The organism is Paenibacillus naphthalenovorans, from assembly GCF_001465255.1.
GTDB classification, from domain to species: Bacteria; Bacillota; Bacilli; order Paenibacillales; family NBRC-103111; genus Paenibacillus_G; species Paenibacillus_G naphthalenovorans.
On the sequence record NZ_CP013652.1, the window covers coordinates 1598361 to 1624564 of the forward strand.

Annotated in this window: 20 protein-coding genes, 3 pseudogenes and 1 other annotated feature; of the genes and pseudogenes, 22 read left to right on the forward strand and 1 reads right to left on the reverse strand. The window is 50.9% G+C overall.

Going from position 1 to position 26204, the window contains the following annotated elements; translation table 11 throughout:
- Nucleotides 1-10 precede the first annotated feature (10 nt).
- The 19 genes and pseudogenes from IJ22_RS07685 to IJ22_RS07770 all read left to right on the forward strand — a co-directional run.
- Nucleotides 11-1438, forward strand: coding sequence for a hypothetical protein (locus IJ22_RS07685; protein WP_062408319.1), 1428 nt, complete (start codon nucleotides 11-13; stop codon nucleotides 1436-1438).
- The gene (locus IJ22_RS07690) at nucleotides 1435-1791 is read left to right on the forward strand and encodes an acetone carboxylase subunit gamma (protein ID WP_054818564.1); all 357 of its coding nucleotides are present in this window, start codon (nucleotides 1435-1437) and stop codon (nucleotides 1789-1791) included. Before IJ22_RS07685 ends, IJ22_RS07690 begins: the two co-directional genes overlap by 4 nt.
- Nucleotides 1788-3914, forward strand: a complete 2127-nt coding sequence (locus tag IJ22_RS07695) for a hydantoinase/oxoprolinase family protein (RefSeq protein ID WP_062408320.1) — start codon at nucleotides 1788-1790, stop codon at nucleotides 3912-3914. The genes IJ22_RS07690 and IJ22_RS07695 overlap by 4 nt, the downstream gene beginning before the upstream one ends.
- A gap of 33 nt (nucleotides 3915-3947) precedes the next feature.
- Nucleotides 3948-6008, forward strand: coding sequence for a hydantoinase B/oxoprolinase family protein (locus IJ22_RS07700; RefSeq protein ID WP_062408321.1), 2061 nt, complete (start codon nucleotides 3948-3950; stop codon nucleotides 6006-6008).
- Nucleotides 6009-6034: 26 nt separating this feature from the next.
- Nucleotides 6035-7762 (forward strand): PucR family transcriptional regulator, encoded by a 1728-nt coding sequence (locus IJ22_RS07705; RefSeq protein WP_062408322.1) that lies wholly within the window; start codon nucleotides 6035-6037, stop codon nucleotides 7760-7762.
- 233 nt (nucleotides 7763-7995) lie between these two features.
- Nucleotides 7996-9960, forward strand: coding sequence for a hydantoinase/oxoprolinase family protein (locus tag IJ22_RS07710; RefSeq protein ID WP_062408323.1), 1965 nt, complete (start codon nucleotides 7996-7998; stop codon nucleotides 9958-9960).
- Nucleotides 9961-9963: 3 nt separating this feature from the next.
- A complete protein-coding gene (locus IJ22_RS07715) occupies nucleotides 9964-10335 on the forward strand; it encodes an acetone carboxylase subunit gamma (protein WP_054818571.1) in 372 nt (123 codons plus the stop codon).
- Entirely contained in the window at nucleotides 10332-12521 is a 2190-nt protein-coding gene (locus IJ22_RS07720) for a hydantoinase/oxoprolinase family protein (protein WP_062408324.1), read from the forward strand. The genes IJ22_RS07715 and IJ22_RS07720 overlap by 4 nt, the downstream gene beginning before the upstream one ends.
- Before the next feature lie 14 nt (nucleotides 12522-12535).
- A complete protein-coding gene (locus tag IJ22_RS07725) occupies nucleotides 12536-14593 on the forward strand; it encodes a hydantoinase B/oxoprolinase family protein (protein ID WP_062408325.1) in 2058 nt (685 codons plus the stop codon).
- Nucleotides 14594-14611: 18 nt separating this feature from the next.
- The gene (locus IJ22_RS07730; protein ID WP_062408326.1) at nucleotides 14612-15520 is read left to right on the forward strand and encodes a uroporphyrinogen decarboxylase/cobalamine-independent methonine synthase family protein; all 909 of its coding nucleotides are present in this window, start codon (nucleotides 14612-14614) and stop codon (nucleotides 15518-15520) included.
- Between the two features lie 18 nt (nucleotides 15521-15538).
- Nucleotides 15539-16870, forward strand: a complete 1332-nt coding sequence (locus IJ22_RS07735; protein WP_062408327.1) for a phenylacetate--CoA ligase family protein — start codon at nucleotides 15539-15541, stop codon at nucleotides 16868-16870.
- Nucleotides 16789-17064, forward strand: coding sequence for an SDR family oxidoreductase (locus tag IJ22_RS27155; protein ID WP_082660734.1), 276 nt, complete (start codon nucleotides 16789-16791; stop codon nucleotides 17062-17064). Before IJ22_RS07735 ends, IJ22_RS27155 begins: the two co-directional genes overlap by 82 nt.
- On the forward strand, nucleotides 17058-18239 hold the full coding sequence (locus tag IJ22_RS07740) for an acetyl-CoA C-acetyltransferase (RefSeq protein WP_201023604.1): 1182 nt from the start codon (nucleotides 17058-17060) through the stop codon (nucleotides 18237-18239). Before IJ22_RS27155 ends, IJ22_RS07740 begins: the two co-directional genes overlap by 7 nt.
- Nucleotides 18240-18411: 172 nt before the next feature.
- Nucleotides 18412-18651, forward strand: a binding site (T-box leader).
- Nucleotides 18652-18710: 59 nt separating this feature from the next.
- Nucleotides 18711-20180: pseudogene (locus IJ22_RS07745) on the forward strand (threonine--tRNA ligase).
- Between the two features lie 150 nt (nucleotides 20181-20330).
- Nucleotides 20331-21023: a response regulator transcription factor gene (locus IJ22_RS07750; protein WP_062408328.1), complete on the forward strand. Its 693-nt coding sequence runs from the start codon at nucleotides 20331-20333 to the stop codon at nucleotides 21021-21023.
- The gene (locus IJ22_RS07755; protein ID WP_062408329.1) at nucleotides 21020-22102 is read left to right on the forward strand and encodes a sensor histidine kinase; all 1083 of its coding nucleotides are present in this window, start codon (nucleotides 21020-21022) and stop codon (nucleotides 22100-22102) included. Before IJ22_RS07750 ends, IJ22_RS07755 begins: the two co-directional genes overlap by 4 nt.
- 129 nt (nucleotides 22103-22231) lie before the next feature.
- Nucleotides 22232-23548, forward strand: a complete 1317-nt coding sequence (locus tag IJ22_RS07760; protein WP_082660735.1) for a cell wall-binding repeat-containing protein — start codon at nucleotides 22232-22234, stop codon at nucleotides 23546-23548.
- A 147-nt stretch (nucleotides 23549-23695) separates the two neighbouring features.
- Nucleotides 23696-23866, forward strand: a pseudogene (locus IJ22_RS26520) (IS110 family RNA-guided transposase); the annotation flags it as partial.
- Between the two features lie 141 nt (nucleotides 23867-24007).
- Nucleotides 24008-24505, forward strand: a pseudogene (locus IJ22_RS07770) (transposase); the annotation flags it as partial.
- Nucleotides 24506-24655: 150 nt separating this feature from the next.
- Here IJ22_RS07770 and IJ22_RS07775 read toward each other — a convergent pair.
- A complete protein-coding gene (locus IJ22_RS07775; protein WP_062408331.1) occupies nucleotides 24656-24910 on the reverse strand; it encodes an isochorismatase family protein in 255 nt (84 codons plus the stop codon).
- On the opposite strand from IJ22_RS07775, the gene IJ22_RS27160 reads away from it, so the two are divergent.
- The 3 genes from IJ22_RS27160 (at nucleotide 24909) to IJ22_RS07785 (ending at nucleotide 26193) form a co-directional block, all read left to right on the forward strand.
- Entirely contained in the window at nucleotides 24909-25052 is a 144-nt protein-coding gene (locus IJ22_RS27160; RefSeq protein ID WP_145862576.1) for an RCC1 domain-containing protein, read from the forward strand. The genes IJ22_RS07775 and IJ22_RS27160 overlap by 2 nt on opposite strands.
- A 35-nt stretch (nucleotides 25053-25087) precedes the next feature.
- On the forward strand, nucleotides 25088-25561 hold the full coding sequence (locus tag IJ22_RS07780; protein ID WP_082660736.1) for a copper amine oxidase N-terminal domain-containing protein: 474 nt from the start codon (nucleotides 25088-25090) through the stop codon (nucleotides 25559-25561).
- A gap of 317 nt (nucleotides 25562-25878) precedes the next feature.
- Entirely contained in the window at nucleotides 25879-26193 is a 315-nt protein-coding gene (locus IJ22_RS07785) for an ArsR/SmtB family transcription factor (RefSeq protein WP_062408332.1), read from the forward strand.
- Nucleotides 26194-26204: the final 11 nt, after the last annotated feature.

The following is a 26204-nucleotide window of genomic DNA, read 5'->3' on the forward strand; positions in this document are numbered from 1 at the left end:
AGGAGGACGTATGAATTCTGCCCGTTCATCCTATCTAATTGAGATTTTGGATCGTGCTGTTGCGTTGATTGATGATCGTGGGTGTACGCTTTCCGTATCGGATATCGGTCGTATGGGTGCGGCGCATGGTATTCGAAGCGTACTAAATCAAGCTGCAGAGATAGACTTGATCGATACCTCTCATTTCTTACGCGGTTGTCCTGAAATTCGTCTTCAAACCAATTGTGTTAGTAAATCTGTTTATTCCCTCACAGGCCAGCCTGTCGGTCTGATCACCTCAAATTATTATAAGGAACAGGCTTTAAAACTATTTTCTTTACTTCAAATTCCTCAAGAGTTCCTTTATGTAATGCCGACGGAGGGTGTCGTTGACCAAACGGCTTCACTTCGGGACGCTGTGAACCGTTTTCTCTATCACGGCGCGGAAACGGTTGCCATTTGTATAACACCATTACTAGATCAGCAGTTTCAAGAAGAAGAATTAAAGAAAAAGTTCACCACCCTGTATCCTCCGCATATGTTAGGTTCCATTCCTATAATAATTCCTTTACATCGTGCACAGCAGCTAAGCGAATGGGATCGGCTTGAGTCTGTTGTCGTGAGCGGGTATGTTCGTGGTAACCTTTTGCAACAAGTGAAAGAAGTTAGGCAACTGCTGCGAGAGCACGGATTTACAGGTCGATTATTAACTTTTACGGGCGATCATCGTCTGGTTCCAAGCCACCAATGTTATCCTTGGGACATGCTGGCTCATGAGAGACATTGTTTTTTCACCAATATCCGTCAATGGTTGAAAGAGGAGGACGTAAGCGAGGGAATAGCTATCCATATCGATTTATACAAAATTGTAACCGCTATCATTGGCAGAGGGGGGACTTACAAGTCAAGTTCAATTACAGACTGCACGCCACTTCGCGCCTTGTTTCCTCATAACCAAAAGAAGGAGCCGGTACACGACCTTTTGGCTTCCGCCGGATTGTTGCCTGGTCAAGAGGAACAAGTTTATAGCGAAGGAAACGGACCTATTCGCTACTTATCCCAATGGATTCAAGAGCTTGCGAGCTTCGTAAAGAGAAAGATAATGGCTGAAGGAGGGCAATTATTCTCGGATACACCACTTATGGTTTCCGGCACGATCGGCGGTATGGTTGCTTGTCAACTTGCGGATTTGTTAGGGATAAGGAATCTGTCTCTGGCGCTGGGCAGGCCGTTGGTCCCTAATGCCACAAAGAATTATACTGCAAAAACGATCCGATGGAGTGCGAACAGCGGTTGGCTGTCGTCCCCGAGCATCCAGGGAACTCAGGTCGCCTTGTTAGAAGAAGTGAAAGGTCTTCATTATATAGAGGGGTTCGAGACGGAATGCTTGGTAGCTCCCGGTTGGATCTACAAGCCCGTATCAAGCAGAAGAGCTATGCTCATTCGGAGGTCGCCATGAGAATTCGAATTACGGAAAGCATAGATATTGACTTGAATTCGGAGATGTGGTGCTGTAATCGTTGCGGAATCGAGCTCATAGATGCACGAATGAATTATAAAGAGGGCTGTTTGATCCATGCGAGGGATCCGAAAGAGATTTTCCGCCCTCTTGTCGAAGGCGAAACGTACACCTTTGCCCCCGATTCCGATTGGGCTCGTCTTGTGGAATTTTATTGCCCTGGATGCGGAGTCATGTTTGAGAACGAAATGCTTCCTCCGGGGCATCCAATTACGCACGACATTGAGATCGATTTAGATAAATTAAAGCAAAAACATCAGTCAAATCCTTCCACGAAAGAGGGAGTAGGATGACCTACCGGATCTTTATCGATATCGGCGGCACTTTCGCGGATTGTGTCGTCATTCATCAGCAGGGTATTGTATCCTCTAAACGTCCAAGCGCGCATAATCGAATCGGTGAAGTGCTGGTAAAGGCGCTGCGCGAATGTGCAGACGAGCTGCGCATTGACCTTAGCGAATTATTGTCCAGTACGGAAGAGATCGGATATGCATCAACAGCCGCGTTGAATCAACTTGTAGCACGACAAGGGCCTAAAATTGGACTGTTGACCACAACCGGGGCAGAGGATGCAATCTATATCGGAATGGGAGCGCAATGGATCGATGGGGTACGTGACATCGAACGGGAATCACTGCTGCCGAAGGCGCGGAAACCGTCCCCATTAATTCCGCGTGAGCTTTCGGTCGGCATCCTGGAGAGGATGGACTCACGTGGCAACGTCATTCGGCCGTTAGACGAAGAGATGGTTCGCGAGCAGGTGAGCCGCTTAGTAGAGGAAGGGGTGCAAGGCTTTATCGTCTCTTTCTTATGGTCGTTTTTAAACCCGAGCCATGAACTGAGGGTGCGTGAAATCATTAAGGAGGAGTTCCCGGACCACTTATATGCGCTCCCTGTCGTCCTTTCAAGCGAGTCAGCTTCGGTTCGCGGAGAATACCAAAGAACGATGACCGCAGTAATTAATTTATTTTTGATGGAAAATATGCGCTTCCAAATGTACAGTGTGATCGAAGAGCTGCGTAAGCATGGCTTTCGGGGACAGATTTCCCTTGTTCAAAATAATGCAGGGCTAGCCGATGTATGGTCCACTGCTCCTGTTTCCGTATTCAAAGGCGGACCCGCGGCAGGACTGATCGGGGCAACGAATCTGATGAAAAAATATGGCGAAAACATCATTACGACCGATATGGGAGGAACGACGTTTGACGTCGGCGTCATTAGCGCTGGAGAGCCGATGACGAGCGAATTGCGCCCAGTCATCGATCGATGGCTCATTGGAGCCAATATGCTGGAAGTAACGTCGATCGGAGCAGGCAGCGGCACCATTTTCCAAGTGAACCTAGAACGAAACGGTCAGCTTGAAGCGATGCCGCAAAGCGCCGGGTCGGTGCCGGGACCCGCAGCGTACGATCTCGGAGCTAGTGATCCGACGTTGCTGGATGCGGACCTCATCCTGGGATACCTGGATCCTGATACGTTCGCCGGAGGAAAACGGAAGCTGAACCGGGATCGCGCTTATCGCTGCATTAACGAACGAATCGCTCGTCCTCTAGGCATATCTGTCATAGATGCAGCTGCTAGAATGCGGCGCATGGCGAACGATCTTATGGGACACACATTGTTAAAGGAAACATTGATGCGCGGATTCGACCCCAGAGAATTTACCGTTTTTGCATACGGCGGCGCAGGCCCAACACATTGCTGCGACTATACGAGAGTCTTGGATCCCAAACGAATTGTAACGTTTCCTTTTTCGCCTGTATTTTGTGCAATTGCCAGCTCACTATTGTCGCACAGCCTTACCTTAAGTAAATCGAAACCGTTTCTTCTTATGTATCCCGGACAGCAGTGGCCGGATCATTTTGACGCTTTCAATGTTGCCGTTAAAGAGCTTCAAGCACTGGCATATCAAAATTTGGGCACAAAATCAGTAAACAGAGGTGATTTGGAGTTCACATTAGAGCTCGATATGAAATTCGGGGGACAAGTGCATGTGAAGCGAATCGTATCTCCTCTTCTTCGGATTGAATCCGTGAAGGACGCGGATCTGATTTATGCCACATTCATTGAGTCCTACAAACGAAGATTCAGTCCGTTTTCACTTAATGTCGAAGGAGGGGTCATTATCGAGGCGTTTACCTTACATGCTTCAATTCCGCGAGAAGCAGCGGAGCTGCCAACGTTTCCTCCCGCTTCTTCCGGTCCTTCTCGCGCGTTAAAGGGAAGAAGGGATGTCTTTTGGATTTATGAAAAACAGTGGATGTCGACGCCGATCTATTCCTTTGATTTGCTAAGTGCAGGTAACTTGTTAGAGGGTCCGGCTATTGCTGAAGGTGCGTATACGACCTATGTCATCCCACTGGGATACCGGTTTTCTTTGGACCGCCATAAAGCCGGCATCATTGAAAAGGCATGACATGATTTTTAGCTATACATAGGGGTGAACCGGATGACTATCGTCGATCAAAGAGAGTTATTGGGATGGTTAAAGCCTGAAATTCCGTCGGATTATGAAATCAATTGCTCTGAACGAATTGACGATGTAGATTACGCGGTCTATAAGCAAAAATTGAATCTAATCTTGTCGGAAGCCATGGATATGTTCGTTCGGTGCGGGATCTCCGACTTGGCCATGGCCGGAGACGTCGGTGTTGCATTGTTCACGCCGGAGGGGGATTTGGTCGCATGTAACGTAGGAAGTTATTTGCATGTGGTAAGCTCTGTGTTTCCGATTAAATATATCATGCGAAAATTGCGCCACAGTCAAGGAATGACCGTTCGGGGAGGGGACTTCTATTTCTGCAATGATCCTTTATACGGAGCCGTACACAATGCGGATCAAATCGTTATGATGCATATCTTTCATAATGGTACGTTGGTAGCTTGGACCGGAGCGACCGCGCATACGGGAGAAACAGGGGCGACAGAACCCGGCGGCATGCCCGTTACAGCGCGCAGCCGATTTGACGAAGGGATGAAGATGGCGCCTTTCCGAATCGGGGAGCGTTATCAATTGCGGCCGGATTTGCTTCAGATGATGGAGAATTATGTATCGCGATCCCCTCGTACCTTCATGATCGAGTTAAGGGCACGGGTAAGCGCATGTGACCGAGTGCGAATTCGGATTCAGGAGCTAGTTCAAGCTAAAGGAGCCGTTTTTTTAACCGGATTATTCCGAAAAATTTTGGTTGAAGCGGAGACCAGTGCAAGAGCTCGGATTCGAGGATGGAACGACGGAATTTATCGAGCAGTGACGTTTACCGACAGTATTGGCTTGGAAGAGGGCTTGCAGCGCGTTTCGCTCACGTTGACAAAGTTCGAAGACAGCCTCGTCTTCGACTTCAACGGCACCTCTCCCGAGCATGAAGGCTCGTATCATGCCTTTCCGCATGCTACTGCGGCGCATGCCGCCATTTATTTATTCGGCTGGCCGTTTTACGACCTCCCGAGATCGTCGGGCACGCTGGCCTCCTGCGAATTTAAATTTGCGCCTGGAACAGCGCTTTCTCCGAGTTCCGAGGCAGCTACCTCGAATTCCGTCATGATCGGCAGCGCCGTCATGTCGCTTTTGCCAAACTGTTTTAGCAAAATGATGTTCGATAGTCCCCAACGGGAATTGGTAAGCGCTGCCATGGGAAATACAGGTTCCGGCTATGTCATTTCTGGCTTGAGCCAGTGGAACGTACCTTTCTCCGATATGCTGGCGTATCCGCTCAACACGGAAGGCGGAGGCGGGAAGGCGGATTCCGATGGGGTCGACGCGATGGGTTTTCCTTGGTGCCCCTCGGGCAGAGCATCCAATGTAGAGGATGAGGAGCACGATTATCCCATTATATGCATTACGCAGAAACTGGCGCGCGATAGCTGCGGCTTTGGTCGACACAGGGGCGGATCCGGAACGCAGATGGCGGTTACGCCGCACCATGTAGAGCACTTGGCACAAATGTCCATTTCCAAAAATTCGCGCCTTCACACTACACAAGGATTGTTTGGAGGCTACCCTCCTCGGGTGATTCCGGGAATCGTTATTCGAAATACCGATTTATTCGCTCGATGGCAGAAAGGCGACCAAGAGATTTTACATGACATCCACGATCTGATCATGAACCGAAGCCTTTCAGGCGAATACATGTTTACTACGCATTATCGTCCCGTTCAACTTTTGAAACGGGGAGATATTTTCGTTGAATTTTCCTCCGGGGGACCTGGCTATGGAGATGTTTTAGAGCGAGAGGCTCACAGCGTGCTGGCCGATATCAAACAAGGTATCATTTCCGAATGGGTTGCGGATCAGGTGTATCTGGTATCGTACGACCCGCTTACCTTTGAACTGGATGACGAACGGACGACGGAGCGGCGAAAAGAAGCAAGGGCTTATCGTTGTCAAAAGGGATTGCCTTACCGCAGATTTATGCGTGATTGGGAGAAGCTTCGGCCTTCGGAGGAGTTATTGCGTTACTATGGGAATTGGCCGGATGCTTCACCGAATCGAGACGTTATCCGCATGTGATTAGCCGATGGGGAGGGGAAGAAGCCGTGCTCGCCTATTCATATGATTCGTTGGGAGAACAATGGAGCCGTCAAACGCGGTTATCGGAGTTATTAAAGGATGCTGTGAAGGTCATATCCGGTATCTGCGGCAGCCCCTGCGTTGCGATTGTTTTTCGAGAACCCACGGGTAAAACGATATTTCAATTTGAAGGTCCTCTTTCGGAGCCTACTGTATCGGATCTACGTCGTTGGCTGGAGAGAGGGAGCTGGGAATATGCAGAATATGGAGCGGAAGAGGTAACTAGGGAATTTGCTTCCGGATTTCAGCTTGGCATTCGAGCGTGCGTGACCATCCCCGTCGATCGGCATGGAGATTTGAGCGGAATGATCGGGCTGTTTTATGATGCTAAGCCGCCATTACAACGGAAGATGCTTGAAGACGTATCGGCCCAATTGTACCTGGCGGCCAATCGTTGTTGGCTGTACCAACGCGAAAGGCAGATGGTTAACCTCCTGCAGGAAACCCGTAATGAAGCGGCAGAGCTTAAACGCAAATATGATCGGCTTTTCACGCTTCAAAAACAATTCGCAGATCTCAATGCAGTCGTGGATGGCTTTGATCCCATTGTCGGAAAGCTTGGCGAGCTTTTGAAAGAGCCGATCCTTCTATTGGATAAAGATCTGCGATTATTGGCGTCGTACACGCCACCCGTGCCGTTAGAGACGGCTTGGATCCGGTCTTTGGAGGAGCGTCGATTGGACCCGGCTTTCGCCGATCGTCCCTCTTTTCAGCATGCAATTCGGCGGGTACAGTCGGGAGATATGATCCCCGTTACGTTGGAAAGCTCATCCAACGGCGCGAGGGAGCTTTATTGGTTAGCTGCTTTGCAGAGCGGATCGAGTGTATGGTGTTATCTGTTGTGGAGGGGTGTGCTTCCACCTTTACCTAAAGAGACTGCCCATACGATTCAAATGGCGGGAGTAGCTCTGACACTTTCCTATTTCTACCAATTCGAACAAACGCTGCAGCAACGGCCGTCCTTCCTGGAAGCCTTTCTCGCGGGACAGTACTCCAGTACGGAATCGGCCTTGGAGCAGGCACGGCTGCAGGGCTGCGACATCCAAAAGATGAACAAAATCATCATCATTGAACCGGAGAAGACAGACAGAAGCATGAGTGAACTGAGATCGCTGATCGAGAGTGCTGTAGGCGGAATGAACTGTGCCTTTTATTCGGGAGTATATGCCGAGACGATTGTCATTCTTCTTGATTTCGATGCGGATGAGAAGGCTGTATCCAAGGCGATTTACGATCGTTTGCGGGCCAACGACATTCCGATCTTGCTGGGTGTAAGCCGTTCATTTCGGGATATGGAGGATCTACGAAGCGCTTTCGACGAAGTTCGTCGAAGCTTGGCACTCTCACGGAAGTGGGGAAAGCACAATACGGTCGTTTATTACGAGAGCCTAGGCGTATACCGGTTGCTGTTGAACACGGATCGAGCATCATTAGAGGATACCATTCATAAAGCGATGGGGCCGCTCTTGCGCGTTGAAAAGAAACAATCCGACGAATTGCTGTCCACATTAATGCATTATCTTCGCACCGGCGGAAGCATTCAACAGGCGGCGGAGCTTTGTTTCGTTCATATCAATACAGTGAAATACAGGCTAAAACGAATTTCGCAAATGCTGGATGCTGACTTAAGCCACCCTGACGAACGCTTCAAGCTGGATTTCGCACTGCGTGCGATGGAGATATTGGAATTATAGGCGGAATTTACACGACGAGGCTTATGCTAGTGACTGACGAAGACTGCTTGGTGAAATAAGACTGATGTCTCAAACAACCCTTCCCGGTAAGATGTCGGAAAGGGTTGTTTTTGTTTCAAAGAAGTTTATACCTTGGAGACAGCGGTAATTGTACTTCAAGATATCTATGAAGAAATCGCGCCGAAAGGTAGGATGTAAGCGTATTCAAATACAACGCCTTTGGGAGGTGCAGTATGCGTTATACAGTCGATATCGACATCGGCGGAACGTTGACAGATGGTCTGTTCAGTGACGGCCGGCAGGTTATCGCAACGAAAGTGGATACAACTCCACATGATTTTACCGTTTGTTTTTTTGAATGCATTCGAGAGGGAGCCAATCGTCTTGGTTACGAGAGCCTGACGGATTTTTTTGCCGATGTGAAGGTTATTCGTTGGTCAAGTACGATCGCAACGAATGTACTTGCGGAGGGAAAAGGGCCAAAGCTTGGTCTCCTCATCAGCGAAGGTCATGGAACGGATCTGTACGGTAATGGAGTAAGTCCGGCGATAAATAGAGTACTGTCACCTGAGAACATCACACAGATAAGCGAGCCGATTTCGGAGGAAGAAGTTCTTCGCAAAGTAAGAGCGCTTCTCGAGCAAGGCGTTCGGCGCATTTGCGTCAGCTTGAAGGGCGCCTTCGAAGACCCGTCTATAGAGCAGCGTATTAAGAAGCTCGTGGATGAGCAGTTCCCTGACCACTATTTGGGTGCTGTCCCCGTCTTGTTAGGAAGCGATATTTTGCACCACCCGGACAGCCAGACAAGAACCCATCTGTCTCTCATCAATTCGTATGTGCATACTCCGCTCGCAGTAGCTTTGTTTAAAGCGGAGGACGAACTTCTTCTTCAGCACAAATATCGCAAGCCGGTTTATATCGGTCACGTGAATGGCGGGGTAGCGCGAGTAGCAAAGACGAAGGGAGTGGATACAACCGAATCCGGTCCGGTATTCGGACTTCACGCAGCGTCGTATTTTGCCAAGCGATACGGCTTGGATAAAGTGTTGTCTGTTGATGTAGGCGGTACGACGGCCAAGATCGGACTGATCCTTAACGGGGAAGTCATCACCGTCCCGAATGGTGATTTGTTCGGTATTCCACTGAAAACGCCGTGGATCTTGCTTCGTTCCATCGCGCTTGGCGGAGGTTCCATTGCCCGTGTAAAGAACGGCAGGGTAACTCTCGGTCCAGAGTCAATGGGCGCTTACCCCGGACCTGCGTGCTATAACCTTGGCGGCGAATCCGCAACGCTTACCGATGCGTTTCTTGTCTCCGGTGCGATGAATCCGGACCGTTTCTTAGGCGGACGCCGGCGGCTTCAGATGGAGCAAGCGCGCAGAACGATTCAAGAGCAGGTGGCCGGTCCGCTCAATATCAGTATTGAAGCAGCGGCTCAGGCCATTATCGAGAGAGCGATGGAGATGGTGACCGACTGCTGCAACGAAACGCTCAAGGAATACGGCTATACAACGGAAGGTTTCAGCTTGTTCTCATTCGGCGGTAACGGCTCCAACTTCGCCTCCGGCGTGGCCGACAAGCTGAACCTGAAGAACGCTTACGTATTCGGTCTCGGTCCCGTACTTTCCGCTTTTGGCTCCTCTGTATCCGACATCTGTCACATTCACGAGGAATGGCCGTATCAGCCGCTGAACAAAGCTTCGGTTCAAGAGGTGTATAAGCTCGTTACACTCGGCCAAGAACGCGTGCTCCGCGATTTGGAAGGCGAGGGCTTGTCTGCCGCCGACGTGGAATTGAGCGTAGAATTCATCATTGCAAAGAACAATGACGAATCGGAGGTCATTCAGCTCCCCATCGAGAAAGCGTTAAACGGAGGGTTCCAAGAAATCGCTGAAAGCCGTTCGGGCTCGACGCTCGAACGTGTCTCGGTCAAAGGGTTGTCCCCGGTATCGAAGTTTGAGCTGCCGCACGTGGATATAAGCTCGCAGCGAGCGAAAACGGACCAGCGCCGTACCATGCTGTGGCCGAAGCAGGCCGATCATGCGCCGATTTACGATTGGGAGCAGCTGCAGAGGGGAAGTTCGTTCACAGGTCCGGCTTGTTTAGAGTCCGAAACCGTTTCTTGCATGGTCATCCCGGGCTGGGATGTCCAGATTGACGGATACGGCAACGCCGTGTTCACCAAAGGAGGCGCGTAAGTCATGAAGCGATTGATCATTACCGAATACTTGGATATCGATCTCGAATCAGAGATGTGGCACTGCAATCGATGCGAGCACGCTCTGATCTCTGCCCGCAAAAATTACAAGGAAGGTCTGCTGGTGTATAACCGTGATCCAAGGGAGGTTCACAAGGAGGTTATCGAGGGAGAGTATACGTTCTCTCCGGATCCGAACTGGATGCGCATATTGGAGTTTTATTGTCCGGGCTGCGGTACACAGGTTGAGACGGAATATTTACCTCCGGGGCACCCGATCACCCACGATATCGAGATCGATATCGACAGCTTGAAGCAGCGTCTTCAGAAAGGTGAATTGGAAATCCACGATAAAAGGCTGGTGAGCAGGATATGACGAAACCAAACGCAGCTCGCAATACGATTGACGTAGACGTAGGCGGTACGTTTACCGATATGGTCATGACCTATGACGGTACGCAAATTTTCCGCAAAGTGCCGACGACTCCCTATGATCTATCGGTTTGCTTTATTCAGGCGATTGAAGAAGGGGCGAAGCACTTTGATAAGACAGCAGATCAAATTCTCCCGAATTTCGATATCGTTCGGTATTCGACGACCGTTGCCATGAATCGTCTCATTGAGCGAAAGGGTCCGCGTCTTGGTTTAATTACGACCGAAGGTCATGAGGATGCGGTTCACATCGGACGCGGCGCACAGTGGATCGACGGCACGCGCCTAGCGGAAAGGCGTAACCTGCCGATTCAACAGAAGCCGCAGCCGATCGTCGATCGTGAGATGATCGTCGGGGTGAAGGAGCGGATCGATGCAAAGGGCAAGGTCATCCGACCGCTGGATGAAGACGACGTCCGCCGCAAGGTTCGGACGCTCGTCGATCGGGGGGCCCGTGCCTTCGTCGTATCACTGCTGTGGTCGTTTGTCAACCCGTCGCACGAGAAACGGATCAAGGAAATCATTCGGGAGGAGTACCGAGAGTACCACGTTGGTTACTTACCGGTCATTTTGTCACACGGGGTCGTGAGCCGATTAGGCGAATATGAGCGAACAAATACCGCGATACTCGACGCCTACCTGCAGCGTTCCATGCAGATCGAGCTGTCCGGTACTTGGGATAAATTGCGCGAGAAAGGGTACCGCGGGCCGTTCATGATGGTGCATAATACTGGCGGCTGCGCGGACGTCTTCAAGACGACGGCGAGCAAGACATACAACGGCGGTCCGGTATCCGGCCTTGTTGGGGCGCAGTTCGTTGCGGACAAAATTGGGATCAAAAACGCGGTCACGGCCGATGTTGGCGGCACAAGCTTCGACATCGGACTCGTGATGGAATCCAGCGTTCGAAACTATGAGTTTAATCCGGTCGTCGATCGCTGGATGGTGAGCGCGAACATGCTGCAGTCGATTTCGATCGGCGCAGGCGGCGGTTCGATCGCATGGATCAATCAGCAGCTGGGCAACCGTCTGGAAGTGGGACCGCAGTCTGCAGGTTCATACCCTGGGCCTGTTTGCTATAACCTCGGGGGCACCGAACCAACGGTGACCGATGCGGATCTGGTGCTCGGCTACCTGAATCCGGATTATTATTTCGGCGGCCGAATGAAGCTGAATAAGGCAGCTGCGGAACGTGCGATTCGCAAGAAGATAGCGGAACCGCTAGGTCTTTCCGTCATGGAAGCCGCTTCCTTAATCCGGAGGCTCGTTGACGAGAAGATGGCTTCCGCCATCCGCAAAGAGGTGGTACTGCGGGGCTATCGCCCGGACGACTTCGCGATCTTTGCGATGGGAGGCGGCGGCGCAACGCATGCGGCGGGATATAAGGATGAGATTCCGAAGGTCGTCATTTTCCCATACTCGCCTGTATTCTGCGCATTCGGTTCATCGATCATGGACACGATGCACGTGTATGAGACGTCGAGAAAGATGCCGTTCATCGCTCCGATGACGGAGCAGCCGGCGCTTGACTTTGAAGAATTCAATACGACGGTGAACTCTTTGCTCGAGCAGGCGAAGAAGGAGCTTGACGCGGAAGGGCTCGATACGAACAAGGCTGTCTTCACGCTGGAGCTGGATATGCTCTACGGCGGACAAATCAACTCAAAGCGTACCTCGACGCCAGGTCTCCATATTACGAATGACGAGGATCTCTGGAGGTTTTATAAGCAGTTTGAAAAAGAATTCAGCGAAGCGTTCAGCCCGCATGTCATCAACCTGTCGGGCGGCGTATACATCGAATCGTTCGTATTGAAGGCAGCCGTACCGTCCCAGCCGTTCCATCTTCCGGTACTTCCTCCGGCAACGGTGGGCAAGGAGATCGCGTTGAAAGAGCATCGGTCGATGTACTGGCCGGAGCTGACGGATCATGCGGAATCGCCGGTGTACGATCAGATGAAGCTGCAGCCGGGTCACATCGTGAACGGACCGGCCGTTATTGAGTCCGAATATACGACTGTCGTCGTTCCGCCGGGGCTTAAATACAGCGTTGACCCCTACGGACTTGGCATCATGGAACGGGATGAAGAACGTGTGCCGGCCCTCTCAGGTACGGCAGCGAATCAAGGATAAGGAGGCAAGTCGATATGCCAATGCCTACACCGGAACAGAAACTGACCATGATTAAAATGGAGCCAGCTACGCCCGAAGAAATTGCGGCGATGGAGACACTCTCTCCAGGGGATTACGAAATCGGCTATCAGCGGACGAACGATATCGTAGATGAAGCGTTAGAGGTATTCCAGCGTTCCTCGCGTTCGAACATGGGGGTGTCCGGCGACGTTATGCTAGCGATCTTTACCGCGAACGGAGATTTGGTCAACTCCGCGGCGGGCACTTATCTTCACGCCATCATTCAGCCGATTATTATCAAATACATCATTAAGAATTACAGTAAAAACCCGGGTATCAACGACGGCGACGTCTGGTTTGCAAACGACGCGCTCTATGGCGGTATCCATAACCCGGACATGGTTTGTATCACGCCTGTGTTCCACAACGGCAAGCTGATCGCTTGGACCGGAGCGGCGAGCCATATGACCGAGACCGGAGCGATTGAGCCGGGGGGAATGCCTGTATCCGCAACCTCGAGGTTCGAAGAAGGGCTTGGTCTCCCGCCTGTGAAGATCGGAGAGAATCACGAGCTTCGGGAGGACTGGATTGAAGTGTTCACGGCATACGGCATTCGCGCGCCGCAGATGATGGTGACAGATTTGAAGGCGCGGGCGACGTCTGCGGACCGGGTACGAACGCGCCTGATCGAGCTTGCGGACCGTGAAGGCACTGAATTCGTCGTTGGCCTGCTGCGAAAAATGCTTGAGGTGGCTAGGGAAGGCGCGACAAAACGTTTGGCATCCTGGCCGGACGGCAAATTCCGCTGCGTTACGTTCTCCGACGCGGTAGGGGTAAAGCACGGCTTAATTCGCAATGCGTCGCTGACGCTTGAGAAGAAAGGCGACAAACTGATCTACGATTTCACGGGGACGTCGCCGGAAAACTATTCAAGCTATCATGCTCATGTGCAGGCTGTTGTCGGTCACGTGGCCAACTACATTTATTCCTACGTGTTCTATGATTTGCCGATCTCGAGCGCCACGTTTGAGCCGATCGAGTTTCGCATTCCGAAAGGAACCATTCTGAATCCGGATCCGAAGGCGGCGACCTCCAATGCGGTCATGATCTGTACGGGCGTCATGTCCGCCAGCGCGAATGCGTTCGCCAAGATGATGTTCTGCACGCAGGATGCCGACAAGGTTGTAGCCTCGTCCTCTAATGCCGGCAACGCGATGGTGATCGCCGGCTTGTCACAATGGGGCTTGCCGTTCGCGGACATGATTGCCTACTCGATCAACACGGAGGGCCAGGGCGGTCGCCCCGCGCTCAAAGGGATGAATGCGTTCGGGTTCCCGTGGTGCCCTTTCGGCCGCGCTCCGAACGTAGAGCTCATGGAGAACGAATTCCCGCTGCTCATTCCGCTCTCGCAGCACTGGAAAGATTCTTGCGGCCATGGCAAAAACCGCGGTGGCGTCGGCACCGCTCAGATGTGGGTTGCGCACCAAGTCCCGCAAGTATTCTTTATGGCAATTGCCGACAACTCGAAGGTACAGACGCCGCAAGGTTTGTTCGGCGGGTATGCGCCTTGCACGGTACCGGGCATCGGCATCCGTAATGCGGATGTCGTGCAGAAGATGAAGGAAGGAACGAGTCATCGTCTGGAAGTGAAAGAAACACTGACGGAGCGTTGGATTGAAGGCAGCTGGGAGATTGAGTTCTTCGGCCGATCCGCTCGCCCCTATAACGAAGGCGACGTGATGGCATACGGCTTCTCCGCAGGCGGCGCCGGCTACGGAGATCCGCTTGAAGCCGATCCGGAATCGGTCGGAGAAGACGTCATCAACCAAATTATCACGAATGAAACAGCCGCCGAAATGTATAAGGTCATCTTTGATGAAAGGGCGCATAAGGTCGACGTGGAAGCGACCAACCGTCTCCGGAACGAGGAGAGAGCCGCTCGCCGAGGCCGCGGCAAACCGTACTCTGCATTCATTAAGGAATGGGAAAAGTTAAAGCCTGCGGAAGAAATCTTGCACTCTTTCGGCTCCTGGCCGGAAGGTCAATCGACCGACATGATGATGAGAATGTAAGAAGGAGGCACTTGACTCATGTCCTCTCCTAAAGAATTGTTGAATACCGTATTGACGGGCGGACGGGCGGGGCGGAAGCTCCTCGCCCCGCTCGTCTGCGCTGCGGCCGGCGAAATGGCGGGTCTCTCGCCCAGGGAATTTTTGAGCAATTCGACCAAGATGGCTAATACGCTGCGCGATTTGCAGCGGGCGCTGGGGCTGGACGTGGTCGTTGTGGAATCGGGATCGAACATCGAGTGGGAAGCGTTCGGGGCGCAACTGGATTGGTCGGTATATCCGCCTCGTCCGAACTCCTATCCGTTCAAGGGCGATCCCGCCCTCGCCTCTGGGGGGCGGATGCCTGTGCTGGTAGAGACGGTCAAGCGGTTGAAGCAGATGCTCGGGGACAAAGCGGCGGTGGCCGTGGCACTTCAAGGGCCGCGGCGGATTTCGGACGCCGGGGGTGTCGCGCTGGACAAGGCTGCAGATGCTGTGCTTCGCATGGCTCGCGTGGTGTGCGAAAGCGGCGCAGATTTGATTTGGCTGGTAGAGGCTGGCGAGCACCCTCCGCAGGATACCGACGAATACCTCGCTGTAACGGCGCCGATCTGGGGGACGATTCGATTTTATCAATCCATTCCCGCGCTGCATCTGGCCGGTTCCGCCGATCTTTGGCTCGACACGATGCTTGATGCGGACAGGGGCGTCATCCCTTGCATCGACCCGATCCGTTCTCCGAAGCTCTCGGATGCGCTGAAATCCGTGGGCACGTACGGGGCCATAGTAGGTAACGATCCGTTAACACCGGATAAGGCGGCTGCGCTGCGCGCATTTGCCCTGGAACCTGGTTGTCTGCTCTTTACAAGTGAATCGGATTGGTTCGGGCGAGTAACGGCACGTGAATTTCAAAGCCGCATCGACCAATGGAAAATGCTGATTAATCCATAATCAAGGAGGTGTGATCCGATGGATCGGATCTATTGGGCCCCAGATCTGGAAACAAGCGTACCGGGTTCGCTTCATTCACTGGAGGAGAGCAGATTGCGCCAGCAGCTTTCTTGGGTGTTGAAACATTCGCCGATGTACCAAGAGAAGTTCAAGGGAATCGATGCAGAAACGTTCAAGCTTTCCGATCTTGCTAAGCTTCCCGTTACGACGAAACAAGAGGTTCGAATGAGTCAGGAATTGTATCCTCCGCTTGGCGGTCATGCGTGCGTCGACTGGAAACAAATCGGACGCATTCACGCGAGCTCGGGCACTACAGGGAAGCCTACGCTTGTTGGAGCGTCGGCGCGAGACCGGGAGATGTGGCGGGATCTGGTCGCCCGCTGCATGTGGGCGATGGGCTGCCGGCCCGAGCACCGGGCTTGGGTGCCGTTGACGTTCGGTTGGTGGATCGCAGGCTTAAGCTTTTATGAAGGCTTGCAGCATCTCGGGGCGGCGGTGCTTCCGAGCGGAAACAACGAACCGGCGCGAACGCTGAGCGTGCTGCAAATCACAGGCGCCGACTTCGCGATCTCCACCCCTTCGTTTATTACTTATTTGGCTCGGCTTGCCCAAGATGAGCTCGGCCTGGATCCTCGATCCATAGGGCTCAAGAACATTGGTTTGGGCGGGGAGCCGGGTGCCGGCTTGCCCGACGTCCGACGCCAAATTCAAGAAACGTGGGGCGCGAAAGTATACGACTGCATGGGAACGGCAGACTTTTGTACTGTCATTTGGAGCGAATGTGAATGCCAAGACGGCATGCATTTCTTCGGTCAAGGCTATATCATTCCGGAGCTGCTCGATCCGCTCACTGGAGAGGTGATCGAGGCGAAAAAGGGTGTAGTCGGTGAACTGCTGTATACAGCCATTCATCGTGAGTGTACTCCGTTGATCCGGTTTAAGATTGGAGATCTTGTGGAAGTGGTGGGCGACGGAACGTGTGATTGCGGTAGAACAGGCATACGGATTAGCTGCGTAGGCCGGGCGGACGACATGCTGATTGTACAAGGTGTAAATGTATATCCGTCCGCGGTAGCGGATGTCGTTTCTTCCTTCAGGCCGAGGACCACTGGGGAAATACGGATATTTGCGGACGGAGCAGGCCCGAACGTACAGCCTCCTGTACGAATTCAGGTAGAGTACGAACCCGATGCGGGAGAATTGGAAGCATTAAAACTCGACATAGAGCTCGCGATCCGCCAGAAGCTAGTGTTCCGAGCCCATATCGAATGGGTGGAAAAAGGTGCATTGGCTGCGCAGGGCGGGATGAAACGGAAGCTTGTCGAGCGCCCAAAAGTTTCTTCGCAATAACAGCTTCGCAAGTGATTAAGAAGGTCGCGACACCGAACGATCTCGTTGGTTCGGCCTTCTTCCTCACAAGCGACGATGCAGTTTTTATTACTGGACAAAATTATGCTGTTGATGGCGGAGTGGCGAAATACGCGAAACGCATTCCCTGCGTACTGCAGGGGAAATTCCATATCGGAGGAGGAAAGGCATGGTGAACCGCGAGGTGTATTTGATAGACGGGGCGCGCACCGCCTTCGGGGATTTTGGAGGCTCCTTTAAGGATGTCTCTGCTATAGAACTTGCAGTGGAAAGCGCTAAGAAAGCGATGGAAAGGGCGAATGTGGCTCCTGAAGAGATCGACCAGGTCGTCCTCGGGAACGTCATTCAATCGAGTACGGATGCGATTTATATGGGCCGGCACGCTGGATTAAAATCGGGCGTGCCCAAGCACGTGCCGGGCCTGACAGTCAATCGCCTATGCGGCTCGGGCTTGCAGGCGATCGTGAATGCGGCGCAATCGATCATGCTTGGTGAATCCGACTTGGCATTAGCCGGCGGAGCGGAAAATATGAGTCAGGTGCCGCATGTTGTTCGAGGCGCCCGGTGGGGCATTCCGCTGGGGAAATCAACGATGGAGGATTATCTGTGGGAGGCGCTTTACGATCCTTATGGCGATTGCACGATGGCGATGACAGCAGAAAATCTTGCCGTCAAATATGGATTCACCAGAGAAGAAGTTGACGCCTTTGCCCTCCGCAGTCAGGAGAGAGCGTTAACGGCCATCGAGAAGGGTGTTTTTGCGGAGGAAATTGTACCGGTTATCATAAAATCTCGTAAAGGCGATACGGTGGTGAATCAGGATGAGCATCCACGGAAAACGACCATGGAGGCGCTGGCAAAGCTGCCTGCTCGTTTTACGAAGGACGGGGTCGTCACAGCCGGCAACGCAAGCGGTATCAACGATGGTGCAGCCATGACGGTCATCGCATCGGAGGACGGCATCAAAAGAAGCAACCTGAAACCCATCGCTCGATTAGTTTCATGGGGAATTGTCGGCGTAGAGCCGAAAATCATGGGCATTGGCCCGGTAGAAGCGATTCGGCAAGCACTTAAGCGTGCAGGCATGTCTATACAGTCTCTGGATCTGATCGAAATCAATGAAGCCTTTGCCGCTCAATACTTATCGTGCCAGAAGGAGCTTGACTTCGATCCGGAGCTCGGCAACGTGAACGGAGGGGCCATCGCGATAGGGCATCCGCTTGGGGCAAGCGGTGCGAGAATTACATTGTCACTTGTGTACGAGCTGCGGCGCAGAAACAAGAAATTTGGCGTATCATCCCTTTGTATTGGCGGGGGGCAAGGCATCGCGGCAATTTGGGAGCGAGTATGAGGCGGACCGTGTAGAGGAGGGCACGATAAATCCAGTAGAGAGAAACGTATGTTCTAACAAATCCTTGTCATCCGATGGATCAGCATGAAAGTGAGCTGCTCCTGTTATTATTCTTGCAAATGAATCGTGTTGGCTTGACATGATAAACTCGAAGCGATATTATATGTGAAAAATAAAAGCTGTAATCAAGGGCAAGAATTCTTAACGAGATCCGACCAGAGAGAGAGAGGTCATCGGCTGAAAGCCTCTTCGGTAATCCTAAGGATTTACCACCTTGTAGCTGCGATATGGAAATCAGGGTTAACATCCTTGAGAGTAAACTTCGCCGGGTATTCCCGTTATAGAAACGAATGAGGACTCGCTTCTTTGCGAGTCAAATTAGGGTGGAACCACGAGCGCACTCGTCCCTTTCGGACAAGTGCGCTTTTTTGCGTTCAAAATAAAGATCAAATGGATGACGGAGGGTTTCTAATGGCAATAAAAGTGACACTACCCGATGGAGCGATTCGGGAATACGAACGCGGCACAACTATTGAGCAAGTGGCGGAGTCCATCAGTGCAAGATTGAAGAAAGAAGCCGTGGCAGGAAAAATCAATGGCAAGCTGGTCGATGTAAACCTCCGATTGAAGAGGATGGGAAATCATTACACTTGACAGCAAGGATGGGCTGGAGGTCTATCGTCACAGTACGGCGCATTTTGATGGCGCAAGCCATGAAGCGCATATACGGGGTTAAGGCCGTCTAGCTCGGAATAGGCCCCGTTATCGCTGACGGGTTTTACTACGACATCGACATTGAGAAGCCGCTCACGAACGACGACCTTGATGCGATCGAAAAAGAGAAGGAGAAGATTGTGCAGGAGGACCTGCCGATCACCCGTCGTGTGATTCGTCGCGAAGAAGCCGTAAACATGTTCGAAGCACTTGAAGAGCCGCTAAAGCTGGAGCTTATTCGCGATTTACCCGAGGATGCAGTGATTACCATATATATGCAGGGAGAGTTTTCAGACCTTTGTCGCGGACCGCATCTGCCCTCCACCGGCCGGATCAAAGCATTCAAACTGATGAATGTTGCCGGAGCTTATGGGCGCGGTGACTCAAAGAATAAAATGCTTCAGCGTATTTACGGGACTTCATTCTCGAAAAAGGGGCAGCTCGATGAGCATATGAAACCTCTTGAAGAAGCCAAAAAGCGCGATCACCGGAAGCTGGGCAAAGCGCTCGGATTGTTTATGTTATCCGAAGAAGCGCCGGGTATGCCATTCTACTTGTCAAAAGGGATGGTCATCCGGACGGAGCTTGAAAACTTCCTGCGCAATATGCAGCAAAAACGGGATTATGAAGAAGTACGCACACCGTTTATCATGAAACAAAGGCTGTAGGAGAAGTCAGGCCACTGGGATCATTACCGTGAAAATATGTACTTTACCGAGGTTGACGAAACAAAATTCGCGCTCAAACCGATGAATTGTCCGGGGCACACTGGATTTTCAGATGCCGGAGAAATTTGACCTGTCGTACATCGGCGAAGACAACAGGAAATACCGGCCAGTCGTGATTCATCGTGCCGTATATGGTTCCATTGACCGGTTCATTGGCATTTTAACGGAACACTACAGCGGCGCATTTCCGCTTTGGCTTGCGCCGGTTCAGGTGAAGCTGCTGCCGGTGTCGGCTCCATTCCTCGACTATGCTTTTCAAGTGAAGGCAGCGCTCCGGAACGCTGGTATACGGGTCGAGGTCGACGGGAGTAACGAAAAATTGGGCTACAAAATCCGCGAGGCTCAGTTGGAGAAAATTCCTTATATGCTGATACTCGGTGAAAACGAGGCAACCTCCGGCACAGCAGCCGTCAGAAAACGCGGGGAAGGGGATCTCGGGACAAAAAGCGTGCAAGAAATCGCTGAGCAGATCTGCAAAGAAATTCGTGAAAAAAAGTGACGGCTGGCGTGCTTTTTCACACGAAAATAGGATGAGTAGGGAACAAGGTTATTAAAAATATAAGCGAATGGAAAGAATTGTTGGAAGCCTACATCATTTCTTCACAAGTCAGTGGTAAAGTAATCAAAGAAACGTGTTTGGAGGATGGTCATGAAAACGATTTTGGTGGTGGATGACGAGGAGAAAATTCGCGATGTCATGGTGTCCTATCTTAACAAGGAAGGGTTTAAAACATTAGAAGCGGCAACCGGAAAAGAGGCGTTGTATACTCTGCAAAACCTGCCGGTCGATCTCGTCATACTCGATCTCATGCTGCCGGATATGGAGGGGGAGCTTGTATGCCAAACCATACGTCAAAACCATTCCGTTCCAATTCTCATGCTTACCGCCAAAGTGTCGGAAAACAATCGAATCAAAGGCTTGTCCATTGGCGCCGATGATTATGTGACCAAGCCTTTCGATCCGCGCGAGGTCGTGGCCAGGGTCCGGGCGATCCTGCGCCGAACGGATGACCGTCATTTGCTTGCTGACCGCATAGCCTTCAACAATGGCCATTTGGTGATCGATTCGCTGAAACGAATCGTCCTTCGCAATGGAGAACCAGTGAATTTAACGCCGAACGAATACTCGCTGCTCCTTGCTTTGGCCAAATATCCGCAGCGGCATTTTTCACGTGAGGAATTGGCAGATAAAGTGCTCGGTTATGAATTCGAAGGCGATATTCGGACCATTGACCAGCATGTTAAAAATATACGCCACAAAATCGAGCCGGATCCGAAAAACCCCCGATATATCGTTACAGTTTATGGTTACGGTTATCGCTTTTCAGGTGGTGCCCGATGAATAAGCGCTTGCACACCCGTCTGGCGATGCTGATCATTGCAATAGCGACGGGCATTTTATTGATTTCGACGGTCAGCATTATTTGGGGAACCCATTATCATATTTCCATGTATCAGGCACAGGTTGCAGGCGCGCATCATGATTTTCCGCAGCTGGGTTATCACTTGGAACAGGCGCTCATTCAATCGATCTTGTGGACGTTTGCCGGTTCCATCGTCCTTTCGGTTCTGATCGGTTTTTATACAGCGAAACGTATTTCGGCCCCCCTTGTCGACATGAAACGGGTCGCGGAACGGATGTCGGACGGCCAGCTGGACGCCAGGGTGAAACTCGACGGCAAGGACGAGCTTGCGGAATTGGGCAGTTCGCTAAACAAACTGGCCGAGCAATTGCACAAACAAGAGCAACTTCGGGTCACCATGACCGAAGACATCGCGCATGAACTTCGAACGCCGCTCGCCACTTTAAAAAGCCATATGCGGGCGTTTGAAGACGGCGTTTGGGAACCGACTCCGGAACGCATCCATTCCTGCTACGAGGAGATTGAACGGTTGACGGACATGGTAGCAGAACTGGAAGACCTGACCCATATGGAATCTCAGGCATTTCATTTGGAACGAAAAGAAGAGCCTCTGGTTTCCATGATTGCCAAAGGGGTGGACTTGGTTTCCGCCGCTTATCTTGAAAAAAAGATTAAGCTTTCGTTTAGCTGCAGTCCGGACATCCGGATTGTTGCGGACCGCAAACGCATGATTCAGGTGTTGGTCAATCTGCTTGGCAATGCCCTCAAATACACTCCGGAGAGCGGGGAAGTGCGAATTGAAGCTGTAGAGGAGGAACAACACGTACTTATTGCCGTTCAGGATTCGGGCAGCGGTATTGCGCGGGAGGATTTGCCGTATATTTTCGAGCGGTTTTACCGGGGGGACAAGTCGCGAAACCGGAAAACCGGCGGCAGCGGTTTGGGGTTAACCATCGTAAAGAAGCTGGTTAACGCTCACGGGGGACAGATTTGGGCGGAAAGCAGTCAGGGGACCACGTTTTATATCCGAATTCCTAAAGTAAGCCGTTCTTTTTAACCGGCAAATCATCATTCTTCACAAGATCTTCAAAAGCGGTGGTTATTCTTATTGCAGCGGATTGGTTTGGACATTAGCGGGCACAATCTCGCAAAATGAAAAACCATAAAGACAGGAAGGTGGAGTGTAATGAACAAAACAATGAAAGTCGGAATTGTTTCCGTGGTTACGGCCTTGGCCTTAACGGGATGCTTCCATGCTACGGATTCTTCCCCGCAGCACGAGGGGCATAACATGGGGAATGTGGAGCAGCAGGCCGGTTCCGGACAAAGTCAACCGGTCTTGGCGGTTAACATGCCGTGGGTGGGATCGAAAAACACGACACGCATCAATACGAGTGATCCCGCGGAGGCGGCCGTACTGGTTTCGCAAACGTTGTGGATGGCTACCGGCGACGAGAACAGACCGGGCGGTGTCGTGCTCGCGAATCCGGACGATTGGCAAACGGCGCTTGTCAGTGCGAATCTGATTCATCATCCGAATAACGGCCCAGTGCTTTTCGTGGATAAAGACGGGATTCCCGAAGTCACCTTGAATGAGTTGAAGCGGTTAAAGCCTGCAGGTGTGCCCATGAACAACGGTATCCAGGTCATTCTGGTCGGCGATCTCGATCCAAAGGTAGAAGAACAGGTGAAGGAGCTTGGGCTGAAAACGGACAAGATTGCAGGCGGAAATCATGCGGCGGTGGCCAAAGCGGTTGATGCCTATTATGCGCATGTCACTAAAGAGAATCCTCCTTCAGTGATCGTGGGTTCGATGGATAGCCAGGAATATACCATGCCTGCTGTAAACTGGATCGCCCATATGCCGGAACCGCTGCTTTATGTCACAAAAGACGAAATTCCGCAGGAAACCGTCGATGCTTTAAAGACGCGGGGAGGAAAAGCAAACATCTATATCCTTGGACCGGAATCGGTGGTATCGGCCAGTGTGGAAACCCAATTGGGGCAATTCGGAAGTGTCGTCCGGATCGCCGGGAAAGATCCTTACGAAAATGCCGTTGCCTTCGCGAAATACAAAGATCCCGTTACGGATTTTGGGTGGGGAATAACAACACCGGGACACAACTTCTCTTTCGTGAGCAAGGATTCCCCGGCTTTGGCCCTGGCTGCCGCACCGTTCTCCCATTTGGGCAAACATGCGCCGATGCTTTGGACGGATAAGGACAGCATGCCGGAGGCCGTCATGTCCTATGTCATGTCGATTCAGCCGAAGTATAAGAGGACTCCTGCGGAAGGACCTTACAATCATGCCTGGTTAACAGGGGGCGAAGACGTGCTGAGCGCCGCGGCACAAGGGGAAATAGATGCCATGCTGGAGATCGTCTCCGAATCCGGAGCAGGCCATGGAGGACATGGCAGCGGCAATGCCAATGCGGGAACGCAGCCTGATACGGGTGGAGAAAACGGACACAATATGAGCAGCATGCCTGGAATGAAGCATTGAATAAAAGCAGCTTGAAACGGCGAAAATACGCAATCGATAAGAAAACATAAACGCCTTTTACATGCTATGAATGAAAAAAGCGCCTCCTGTATGCTGGGTCTCGGAATGATGCACATTCACTGCCCTAATTAAAGGAGGACGCTCTACATGAAGTATAAGCAATCCAAAAAGCAGAATCAACGCATTCTACAAATTACCGAATCGACCCTTGTGGTCAGAGCCGACATTGCCAAGAAAACGCATGTCGCCCGAGCTGTCGATTACCGCGGAATCGAGCTCGGAGTCTTAGCGAAATCCAATGCGGAGTTTGTGAACAGAACGAACGTATTGTTGCCGAATTAGGCAAGGAAATCGCAACCCCCGATGAAGCAAGAAAGATTTTGAAATTAACCAAGACACCCCAACTTGGAGAAGTTTTCAAGTGACCAAACCCGAAAACAACCAAGGGAGGAAGTCACTTTGTATATTCTCCAAGTATGTCTGTGTTCCTTCGAAGAACTATTAAAAATACAACCCAAGGAGCGATTGCCCATCTTATTCAGCGTATGCCAAGGAATTGAGGAGCCGTTCACCCCGAGGCGCTGACGGATACTGCAGACAAGGTATTCTACGAGCACTCTTGGCTGCGCCACTTGAAGGAATCGATACCTTTACGGGATTGCATCATCATTTGGATACGGATCACCGGTTTCGTTATCAGTGTGGTCTTCCTCTGGATCGGGAAGCTCCCTCCATATCCACATTAAGCCGAGTTTTCGCAGAACTGACGAAGAAGGGCTTGGCAAAACAGCTTTTTGAGGATTTGGTCACACGCTGTCAACAGGAAGACATCCTGGATGGCAGTAACGTCGCCATTGACAAGCGCCGCTCTCCGTGCTTACGAGAAAAAGCAACCCAAACGCAAAAGCGCGCAAACGGGCAATTGCAAACTGGGGCGCAAAATTTGATTCCTTCGGTAAAATTAGAATAATAAAGGACTGCCCGTTATTCAACTAACGAAAGTCCGCATGTTAAATAAAGGAGTGGAACCCCGAGGCCGATCAGGGTTATTTTTATGCCCGGGAATGGGCGGGAAGGAGTGACTGATCTGGGACTGCGATGTTTATATTAAGTGGATTCGAGGGAAGGCTTCATATTTTTCAGTACCTTGTCGGCGTTCACGACGTCGGCGTATCTCGCATTTAAGTCCAATAGGGTGATGTTCTGGATTGTCTGATTGCGGTCACCTACCGCCTCCTTTGGAATGACCACCTTGTATCCCCTCTGCAGCGCTTCGACAGCCGTCGCCCGGATGCTTCCGCTTGTCGTCGCACCCGCGAGAATCAATGTATCGATTTGACGCCCCTTCAAAAAATCTTCCATCGGAGATACTGCAGGCGGACCACTCTATTTAAAAAGAGATGGAACTGTTTGGGCAAGTGGTCAAAATTTAGGCGGGCAATTAGGAATAGGATCTTATGAAGATAGCAACGTACCTGTTAAGTTAAAGGTCTACATAAAATAATAAAGATCGCGGCACACGGTACAGGTTTCCGCTCTATGGCGCTTCGAGAAGACGGGACTTTATTTTCTTGGGGCAGAGGCTATACGGGAGATGGAACGCAATGGTATAGGACAGAACCAGTTTGGATTAAAAGTAATGAGAATGAAGATTTTGTAGACAACTTAATTAGCGTTAAAATTGATGAAAAGGTACTCGAGTTCGAACAACTACCTATATTGGTTGATGGAACAACCTTGGTTCCGATGCGCAAAATTTTTGAATCTTTGGGTGCCGAAATAGAATGGCATGCCGAAACTTCTACAGTAACTGCACATAAAGGGCAAACCACCATACAATTAACGATAGATAGTGATTCTGCAATCATTAATGGTGAATTAACAAAGTTAGATGCTCCACCAATAATAAAAAATGGCGTGACCCTTGTGCCAGTTCGCTTTATCAGTGAATCACTAGGGACAAAAGTTGAGTGGAAGGAAACTACAAAGACGGTGCAAATTACAAGCAACTAAATCATGGGCTTTTATTTTATCGGAACAAATTCTTGTTACAATTCAACGTCAAGAATCTGTTCCGATTCCTGATTTAGGCCAAGAATGTAGTCCGCTGAAGTTCAGTTAATGGTAAGGGGGATTTAAACTCATTGCTGATTCGGTAGGGGGTAAATGATAAACTTCTTTACAATCTTTTTAAAATATAATCAATTGATTATATAATTGAATTATTATATATTTATTTTATCATTCATTTGATGTTGACTGTGAGGTGGCTATAACGGTTGAAGTCTTAAAAGACCAATAGATTTATAGTGATTTATTGGAGGTTCTCTATGGAACAAATAAATGAAATGTCGGAAAGCTTTAAAATGCTCGGAGACAAAACACGGTTAACGATCATGGCTTTATTGAAAGAGCGGACGCTTTGTGTATGCGACATCGTTGATTTGTTGGAAACGTCTCAACCGAATGCAAGCCAGCATTTGCGCAAACTAAAATCAGCCGGGCTTGTCAACGAAACACGTAAAGGCCAATGGGTTTATTACTCATTAAATATTGATGATAAACCATATATTCAGACAATTTTAGAATATATCCCGTCATTAAAACTAAAGATCGATCAGAAGAAAAACGACTGTTGCGAATAAGTGGGGGACAC

Bases quoted from the DNA above. Each gene is read 5' to 3' on its own strand.
- IJ22_RS07685 (WP_062408319.1), top strand. From the start codon at position 11: ATGAATTCTGCCCGTTCATCCTATCTAATTGAGATTTTGGATCGTGCT.
- IJ22_RS07690 (WP_054818564.1), top strand. From the start codon at position 1,435: ATGAGAATTCGAATTACGGAAAGCATAGATATTGACTTGAATTCGGAG.
- IJ22_RS07695 (WP_062408320.1), top strand. From the start codon at position 1,788: ATGACCTACCGGATCTTTATCGATATCGGCGGCACTTTCGCGGATTGT.
- IJ22_RS07700 (WP_062408321.1), top strand. From the start codon at position 3,948: ATGACTATCGTCGATCAAAGAGAGTTATTGGGATGGTTAAAGCCTGAA.
- IJ22_RS07710 (WP_062408323.1), top strand. From the start codon at position 7,996: ATGCGTTATACAGTCGATATCGACATCGGCGGAACGTTGACAGATGGT.
- IJ22_RS07715 (WP_054818571.1), top strand. From the start codon at position 9,964: ATGAAGCGATTGATCATTACCGAATACTTGGATATCGATCTCGAATCA.
- IJ22_RS07720 (WP_062408324.1), top strand. From the start codon at position 10,332: ATGACGAAACCAAACGCAGCTCGCAATACGATTGACGTAGACGTAGGC.
- IJ22_RS07725 (WP_062408325.1), top strand. From the start codon at position 12,536: ATGCCAATGCCTACACCGGAACAGAAACTGACCATGATTAAAATGGAG.
- IJ22_RS07730 (WP_062408326.1), top strand. From the start codon at position 14,612: ATGTCCTCTCCTAAAGAATTGTTGAATACCGTATTGACGGGCGGACGG.
- IJ22_RS07735 (WP_062408327.1), top strand. From the start codon at position 15,539: ATGGATCGGATCTATTGGGCCCCAGATCTGGAAACAAGCGTACCGGGT.
- IJ22_RS27155 (WP_082660734.1), top strand. From the start codon at position 16,789: ATGGGTGGAAAAAGGTGCATTGGCTGCGCAGGGCGGGATGAAACGGAA.
- IJ22_RS07740 (WP_201023604.1), top strand. From the start codon at position 17,058: ATGGTGAACCGCGAGGTGTATTTGATAGACGGGGCGCGCACCGCCTTC.
- IJ22_RS07750 (WP_062408328.1), top strand. From the start codon at position 20,331: ATGAAAACGATTTTGGTGGTGGATGACGAGGAGAAAATTCGCGATGTC.
- IJ22_RS07755 (WP_062408329.1), top strand. From the start codon at position 21,020: ATGAATAAGCGCTTGCACACCCGTCTGGCGATGCTGATCATTGCAATA.
- IJ22_RS07760 (WP_082660735.1), top strand. From the start codon at position 22,232: ATGAACAAAACAATGAAAGTCGGAATTGTTTCCGTGGTTACGGCCTTG.
- IJ22_RS07775 (WP_062408331.1), bottom strand. From the start codon at position 24,910: ATGGAAGATTTTTTGAAGGGGCGTCAAATCGATACATTGATTCTCGCG.
- IJ22_RS07780 (WP_082660736.1), top strand. From the start codon at position 25,088: ATGGCGCTTCGAGAAGACGGGACTTTATTTTCTTGGGGCAGAGGCTAT.
- IJ22_RS07785 (WP_062408332.1), top strand. From the start codon at position 25,879: ATGGAACAAATAAATGAAATGTCGGAAAGCTTTAAAATGCTCGGAGAC.